This window comes from Terrisporobacter sp. (genome assembly GCF_017888745.1).
Taxonomy (GTDB): domain Bacteria; phylum Bacillota; class Clostridia; order Peptostreptococcales; family Peptostreptococcaceae; genus Terrisporobacter.
The window spans coordinates 1-6,822 of sequence record NZ_JAGHFM010000239.1 but is presented as its reverse complement, the minus strand read 5'-3'; the positions used below and the strand labels follow the sequence as shown (position 1 = coordinate 6,822).

The following is a 6,822-nucleotide window of genomic DNA, read 5'->3' as shown; positions in this document are numbered from 1 at the left end:
TGAATTTATGGTACAATTATAAGTAAAGAAATATAACGGAGGAGAATGTGATTTTGACAGAGAGAATAGAATTGTTTTTAAAATACCAAAACGAAAATATGTCCTTTGAAGATATTTCTAATAAATTAGAAGTAAAACCAGCAACTTTAAGAAGAAATTTAAATAAGGCTGGATATAGATCTGATAAAGGAAAGTATGTTAAAATACGAGAAGTTGATAAAAATAGTAAGGAAAATATAGAATCTCAAATTTCTTTTGGGGATATAAGTAATAAATCTAATACAAAACCTAAATATACTAAAAAAGAAGCTACGACTAATAATAAACTCCAGAAGGAAAAAGTAAAAAAGGAAAGTCCTAAAAAAACAATAACAAAAAAAGTAGCACCTAAAAAAGATAGAAAAATAAATATTAGCCAAGAAGATTTAGATAAATTATGTGAAGTGTATGATTGGTATATAGAAGTAAAGGACAATAAAGCTTTAAGACCAAAAAAATTATCAAATAAAAAAGATATAGCCATAGAAGATGTAAATATTAAAAATATTAAATCAGTAAATGTAAGAGTTGACAAAGAAACTTGGGAAGAATTTGAAAGATTATGTAGTAATTCATCTTATAGCAAAAAAGAAATTGTTACACAGGCATTAAAAGACTTTATGAAAGCATATAAGAGTCTTCTTTAGTTAAATTTTCAAACAGCAAAAGGAGATGAGGTGTAAGTTTATGAAATATGTCATAAAAAAAATAATTTTAATACTTTTAATATTGATTATCTTTTCAATAGGAGTTGTTGCACTTCTAAGTTTAAAATATAGTAATGAACAATATGAATCGAATATAATTAATGAAGAAAATGCACAGGCTTTGCAAATCGATAATACTAAAATTACTAATTTAACTGAAAGAAGTGGAAATAATTCAGGTTCTATGATAAATATAAAAAATATATCAAACTTAAATTTAAGTCAAATAATTTTATATTATAATGAATTAGACAATAATAATAACGAGGTGGCAAATTCTAAAATATACATAGATGTAACGTTGACACCAAAAGAAGTGATGCAAGTACAATTTGTGCCTAAAGATTATACGAATACTATTAAAGTAACAGGATATAGTTATATAGCTGAAGATAGTAAGGTAAATATTGGATTAGAAGATAATTTAATCAATATATCAGAAAATGATAGATATTTAGAAAATAGTAAGAATTACGAAGTAATGTCAATAAAGAAGATAGATAAAGAAAAAAATTTACAAAATGATTTATCTTATGGTGTTGAGATAGAAAATATTTCTCAAAAGACCTTAGGAAATATTGTATTGAAGATAGCAGAAATTAATAAAAAAGATGAAATAATTAGAATTGATCATGTTACTTTTAACTCTATTTTGAAGCCTGGACAAAGAGAATATATTATATCATCTTTATCAACATCTGATCATGATGTTAAAATTTTAGGCTATACTTATGATGACACAGAAAGCAAAAGCAATATAGATATTGATTTAATAACACATAAAGTGAATATAACAGATAATAAAAAATAATTATTGGGAATATTTCAAAATAATTTTGGGATATTCCCTTTGTGTATAATATATAGGAGAGGAAAATGAAAATATTAATAGTTGAGGACAATAGAAAGCTTTTAGAAACAATTGAAAAAGAATTATGCAAGCATTTTGAAGTTGAATCTTGTGAAGATGGAGAAGATGCTTTGTATCTTATAAAACAAGGTATTTATGATTTAGTTGTTTTAGATTTGATGCTACCAAACCTTAGTGGAATAGATATTTTAAGGAATATAAGAAAAAACCATAATGATACACCTGTAATTATTTTAACCGCTAAAGAATCTCTTGATGAAAAAGTAGAGGCTTTTACTATTGGTGCAAATGATTATTTAACAAAGCCTTTTTATATGGAAGAATTAGTGGCAAGGATATACGCAATGCTTAGAACTACAGGTAAATTACAAACAAGTAATAGTTTAGATTTTTATGACTTGCATTTAGACTTAAGTAAAAGAAGAGTATTTTATAAAAATGAAGAGATAGAGTTGCAAAATAAGCAATTTAATCTTTTAGAATATTTTTTACTAAACAAAGGAACTATCTTACTTAAAGAACAGATATATGATAGAATTTGGGGAATTGAATCAGATGCAACTATAGAGATAGTAGAGGTATATGTAAGTAATTTAAGAAAAATACTTAGCAAATTTGGATATGATAAATGTATAAAAACAAAAAGAAAAGTAGGTTATATGTTTGATGATAAATAAAAAAGTTTTTAGCGATACAAAGAATCGTTTAATAAAAATTAATATTTTAGTTGTATCAAGCTTTTTAATTATTTTTTCAATGTTTACATTTTTATATTTTAGAAATATTACATATAATAGTATAGATAGAAAACTCGAAGAAGAATATGAGTATATAAGTATGCAGATTAATAAAACATCTTATCTAAATCCCATAATGTTAAATGATCCTAGAGATCTGGTGTATATATACAAGGGAGATAGATTAATTTATTATACAAAAAGTGAATACTTTGATAATATTGTGCCTCAAGAAGTAAATAATAATAATTTATTTTTTACTTATAAATCGGGAAACTATACTTTTAGAGAATTTTCACTATCCATAGATAATACTAGAATTAGAGTTATTAGAAATATAGACTCAGAACTTTTTTCTCTTAAACAATTATTATCTGTAATAAGCATAGGTATAGCATTTTCTATAGTAATCACATACTTTATAGCATTATATCTTACTAAAAAGGCGTTAAAACCAGTAGAAGATGCATGGAATACACAAGCAAAATTTATACAAGATGCTTCTCATGAACTTAGAACACCAATTACAATAGTATCATCAAAACTACAAAGTTTATTAACAGTTCCTCAAAATACGATTAATGATGAAATTGAAACTATTGCAGATGCTATGAATGAAACGAGAAGATTAAGAAAAATGATAAAGGATTTACTATCTCTTTCTAAGGAAGATGCAGTAATAAAATTAAATATAGAAAAAATAAATATAAAAGATATCTTAAGTGAATTATATAGAGATTATATTGATATATCAGAGATGCAAAATAAGAAGCTACAACTTGTAATCAATACCAAAAATAATATAATTTATAGTGATAAAATTAAGCTAAGACAGTTAATTTTGATTTTTCTAGATAATGCCTTCAAATATACAAAAGACAACGACAGTATAAAAATTGGATTGGAAGAAAAAGATAACAAAATAATTTGTTTTATAGAAGATAGTGGTATAGGGATTAGTGAAAAAGATTTAAATCATATTTTTGATAGGTTTTTTAGAAGTGATAATATAAGAAATCAAGATATAGATGGATCTGGAATAGGGCTTTCTATTGCGAAGATGATAAGTATAAACTTAAACTGTAAACTTATAGTTAAGTCAAAGTTAAATGAAGGATCAAGATTTGAAATTATTATACCAAGAGAAATTAATAAAAAGTAAAAGTTTCTACAAGAATAAAATGGGTATAATTATAGTATGAAATTTTATTCAAGTAAATTAACTTTTATTTATAGAAAGTAATATTATATAAATATATATTAGGAGGGATAGCAATGGCAAAAGTATTAAATAACTCTCAGTTTTATAATAAAGTAAAAACTTCAGATAAATTAGTTGTTATAGATTTTTTTGCAACATGGTGTGGACCTTGTAAAATGTTAACACCTATATTTGAATCATTAGGCAATGAAATGTCTGATAAAGTTGATTTTGGTAAAATAGATATTGATAAGAGTTTAGAAGTAGCACAAGAGTTTAATATAGTATCGGTACCAACAATAATAATATTTAAAAATGGTAAAATGATTGAAAAAATGGTTGGATTTAGTCCAAAAGAGCAATTGAAACATAAAATACAAGCGCATTTAAAATAATTTAAGGATAATGGTGATTAATTATGAGATATGATATAGCAATAGTAGGTAGCGGCCCTGGTGGATTATCAGCGGCTATAAATGCTAAGATAAGAAACAAAAGCCTTATATTATTTGGAAATGAAAATCTAAGTAATAAATTAGAGAAGGCACCAGAAATTAACAACTATTTAGGATTTAATGAAATAAGTGGGGAAGATTTAATAGAAAAGTTTAAGGAACACATTAATTCTATGGGAATAGAAATATCTAAACATAAAATAACTAATATTTATGCAATGGGAGATTATTTTGCATTGATGAGTGGTGAAAATATGTTTGAAGCTAAAACTGTTATTTTAGCAACTGGAGTCCAATATGGCAAGGCAATAAAGGGAGAAGAAGAATATTTAGGTAGAGGTGTAGGATATTGCGCTACTTGTGATGCACCTTTATATAAAGAAAAAACAGTTGCAGTGATAGGATATAATTCAGAGGCTGAAGAAGAGGCTAATTTTTTAAATGAGCTTGCTTCCAAAACATATTTTATACCAATGTATAAAAATGAAGGTTTAATGAGAGGTAACAATCTAGATGAAGCCATAGAAGTAATTAATGAAAGACCAATAGAAATAAAAGGAGAAACATTAGTTAATCAAGTTGCTTTTAAAAATTTAGAAATAGATGTAGACGGAGTATTCGTTATAAAAGATAGTGCATCTCCTAAAACTCTAGTACCAGGTCTTGAAACAGAAGGTTCTCATGTAAAAGTAGATATAAATATGAAGACTAATATTCCTGGATGCTTTGCTTGTGGAGATTGTGCTGGTAAGCCATATTCTTATATAAAAGCAGCAGGTCAAGGACAAATTGCAGCAATAAATGCTGTTTCTTATATAGATCAATTAAAATTAAAAGAAAAAAACAATAATTAAGTATTTAAAGAGTTAAGGTTTAAAGAGTAATTTTTCAACCATAACTCTTTTTTGTATTATAAGGATTATAAATTACTTAAATTGTGTATCATTTATAATTATAGCATTAGATATTTAATGATGGGTGAACTCCATGTATTATGTAAAGAATCTATGCAATAGGCTTAGTAAAATAATTTTTATATAGAATGAAATTTGGTTAATAAAAATATAATAATTTATATTTATTTTTCGTATGAATTAAATGAAAATTTAAAAAAATAAAAATTTTTTTTATTTTAAGAAGGAGTATTAAAAAAAATGTCTAATAATATATATTTAATACAAAAATTACATTAATATTTAAAATTTAGGGGGGAAAAAATGAAAGAATTATTCGTAAAATGGAACCAACTCAGCTTGGTAAAAAGAATATTAATAGGATTAGTAATTGGTATTATATTGGCTTTAACTTTACCTGAAGCCGCAAGTCCAATAGTAATATTTGGATCTTTATTTGTGGGAGCATTAAAAGCTGTTGCTCCGATTTTAGTTTTATTTTTAGTAATGACAGCTATATCACAACATGAGAGTGGAAAAAAGACAAATATGAGTTCAATAATAGGTCTTTATTTATTAGGTACATTTTTAGCAGGACTTACAGCAGTTATAGCAAGTTTTATATTTAAAATAAAATTAACTCTTGGAGCTAGTGCAGGTGATGTCACACATCCAGGTGGAATTGTAGAAGTACTAGAAAACTTACTTATGAATATAGTTGATAACCCAGTTAATGCTTTAGTTAATGCTAATTATATAGGAATATTATCATGGGCTATAATTTTAGGCTTTGCCCTTAAAAATGCAAGTCAAACGACTAAAACTGTTATAAGTAATATTTCTGATGCCTTGTCTAAAGTAGTTATATGGGTAATAAGCTTTGCACCGCTTGGTATAATGGGGTTAGTATTTAATAGTATAGCTACAGAAGGTCTAGAAACGTTACTTGGATATGGACAATTAATACTATTGTTAGTTGGAGTTATGGCATTTATAGCTTTAATAGTAAATCCTATAATAGTTTTTATTGGAATTCGTGAGAATCCATACCCATTAGTATTGAAATGTTTAAAAGATAGTGGAATTACAGCATTTTTTACAAGAAGTTCAGCAGCTAATATACCTGTAAATATGAAACTTTGCGAAGAATTAGGTCTTGATAAAGATACGTATTCTGTTTCTATACCATTAGGAGCTACAATTAATATGGGTGGAGCTGCCATAACTATTTCAATATTAACTTTAGCTGCAGTTCACACTATTGGGATAGAAGTTGATTTGGGAATGGCCATATTACTTTCCTTAATATCAGCAGTAAGTGCTTGTGGAGCATCTGGAGTTGCTGGAGGATCATTACTTTTAGTACCTCTTGCTTGTAGTTTATTTGGCATACCAAATGACATTGCTATGCAAGTAGTAGGTGTAGGATTTATAGTTGGGGTTATACAAGATTCTTGTGAAACTGCTATAAACTCTTCTACTGATGTTCTTTTTACTGCAGTTGCAGAATTATCTAAAAAAAGAAAAAATAAAAAATCTAAAATATCATAAATATAAATTATAATAAAAAAAGGACTATCTAATAGTCCTTTTTTTATTATAATTAGATGAGTATATTATCTACAAAATCGATAATATATAATTTATAATTTTGTTATTTAAACAACGGACGAAGATATTGGGACATGAAGCACCCACTTAGTGGCTTAAGCAAAGCGAATTTTTTATATTAAGGGCTTATAAAATATATGAATTGCAAATGATTTTTAATCAAAGTATTACTAATTAAGTAACTAATGAAGTCCTTAGTTTACATGAATTTATTATTATAAAAAAATTAAATAAAATACTTGATTAAATTAGTTAAGACTAATACAATTTAATTAAGTAATTACTTAAATAAAAAGAGGCTGTACATG

The 6,822-nt window shown here is 25.8% G+C and carries 7 protein-coding genes; all 7 read left to right on the top strand.

Annotated elements, in window-relative coordinates; genetic code table 11:
* The first annotated feature begins 53 nt into the window (after window positions 1–53).
* Window positions 54–686 carry a DNA-binding protein gene (locus J7G74_RS11195; RefSeq protein WP_297135315.1) on the top strand — a complete coding sequence of 211 codons (633 nt, stop codon included), beginning with the start codon at window positions 54–56 and terminating at the stop codon, window positions 684–686.
* A 40-nt stretch (window positions 687–726) separates the two neighbouring features.
* Entirely contained in the window at window positions 727–1,557 is an 831-nt protein-coding gene (locus tag J7G74_RS11190) for a hypothetical protein (protein WP_297135313.1), read from the top strand.
* A 65-nt stretch (window positions 1,558–1,622) separates the two neighbouring features.
* The gene (locus tag J7G74_RS11185) at window positions 1,623–2,294 is read left to right on the top strand and encodes a response regulator transcription factor (protein ID WP_297135311.1); all 672 of its coding nucleotides are present in this window, start codon (window positions 1,623–1,625) and stop codon (window positions 2,292–2,294) included.
* On the top strand, window positions 2,284–3,516 hold the full coding sequence (locus J7G74_RS11180) for a sensor histidine kinase (protein WP_297135319.1): 1,233 nt from the start codon (window positions 2,284–2,286) through the stop codon (window positions 3,514–3,516). The genes J7G74_RS11185 and J7G74_RS11180 overlap by 11 nt, the downstream gene beginning before the upstream one ends.
* Before the next feature lie 113 nt (window positions 3,517–3,629).
* On the top strand, window positions 3,630–3,950 hold the full coding sequence (trxA, locus tag J7G74_RS11175) for a thioredoxin (RefSeq protein ID WP_297135309.1): 321 nt from the start codon (window positions 3,630–3,632) through the stop codon (window positions 3,948–3,950).
* A gap of 23 nt (window positions 3,951–3,973) precedes the next feature.
* Window positions 3,974–4,864 (top strand): NAD(P)/FAD-dependent oxidoreductase, encoded by an 891-nt coding sequence (locus tag J7G74_RS11170; RefSeq protein WP_297135306.1) that lies wholly within the window; start codon window positions 3,974–3,976, stop codon window positions 4,862–4,864.
* Window positions 4,865–5,227: 363 nt separating this feature from the next.
* Window positions 5,228–6,454, top strand: a complete 1,227-nt coding sequence (sstT, locus tag J7G74_RS11165; RefSeq protein ID WP_297135304.1) for a serine/threonine transporter SstT — start codon at window positions 5,228–5,230, stop codon at window positions 6,452–6,454.
* Window positions 6,455–6,822: the final 368 nt, after the last annotated feature.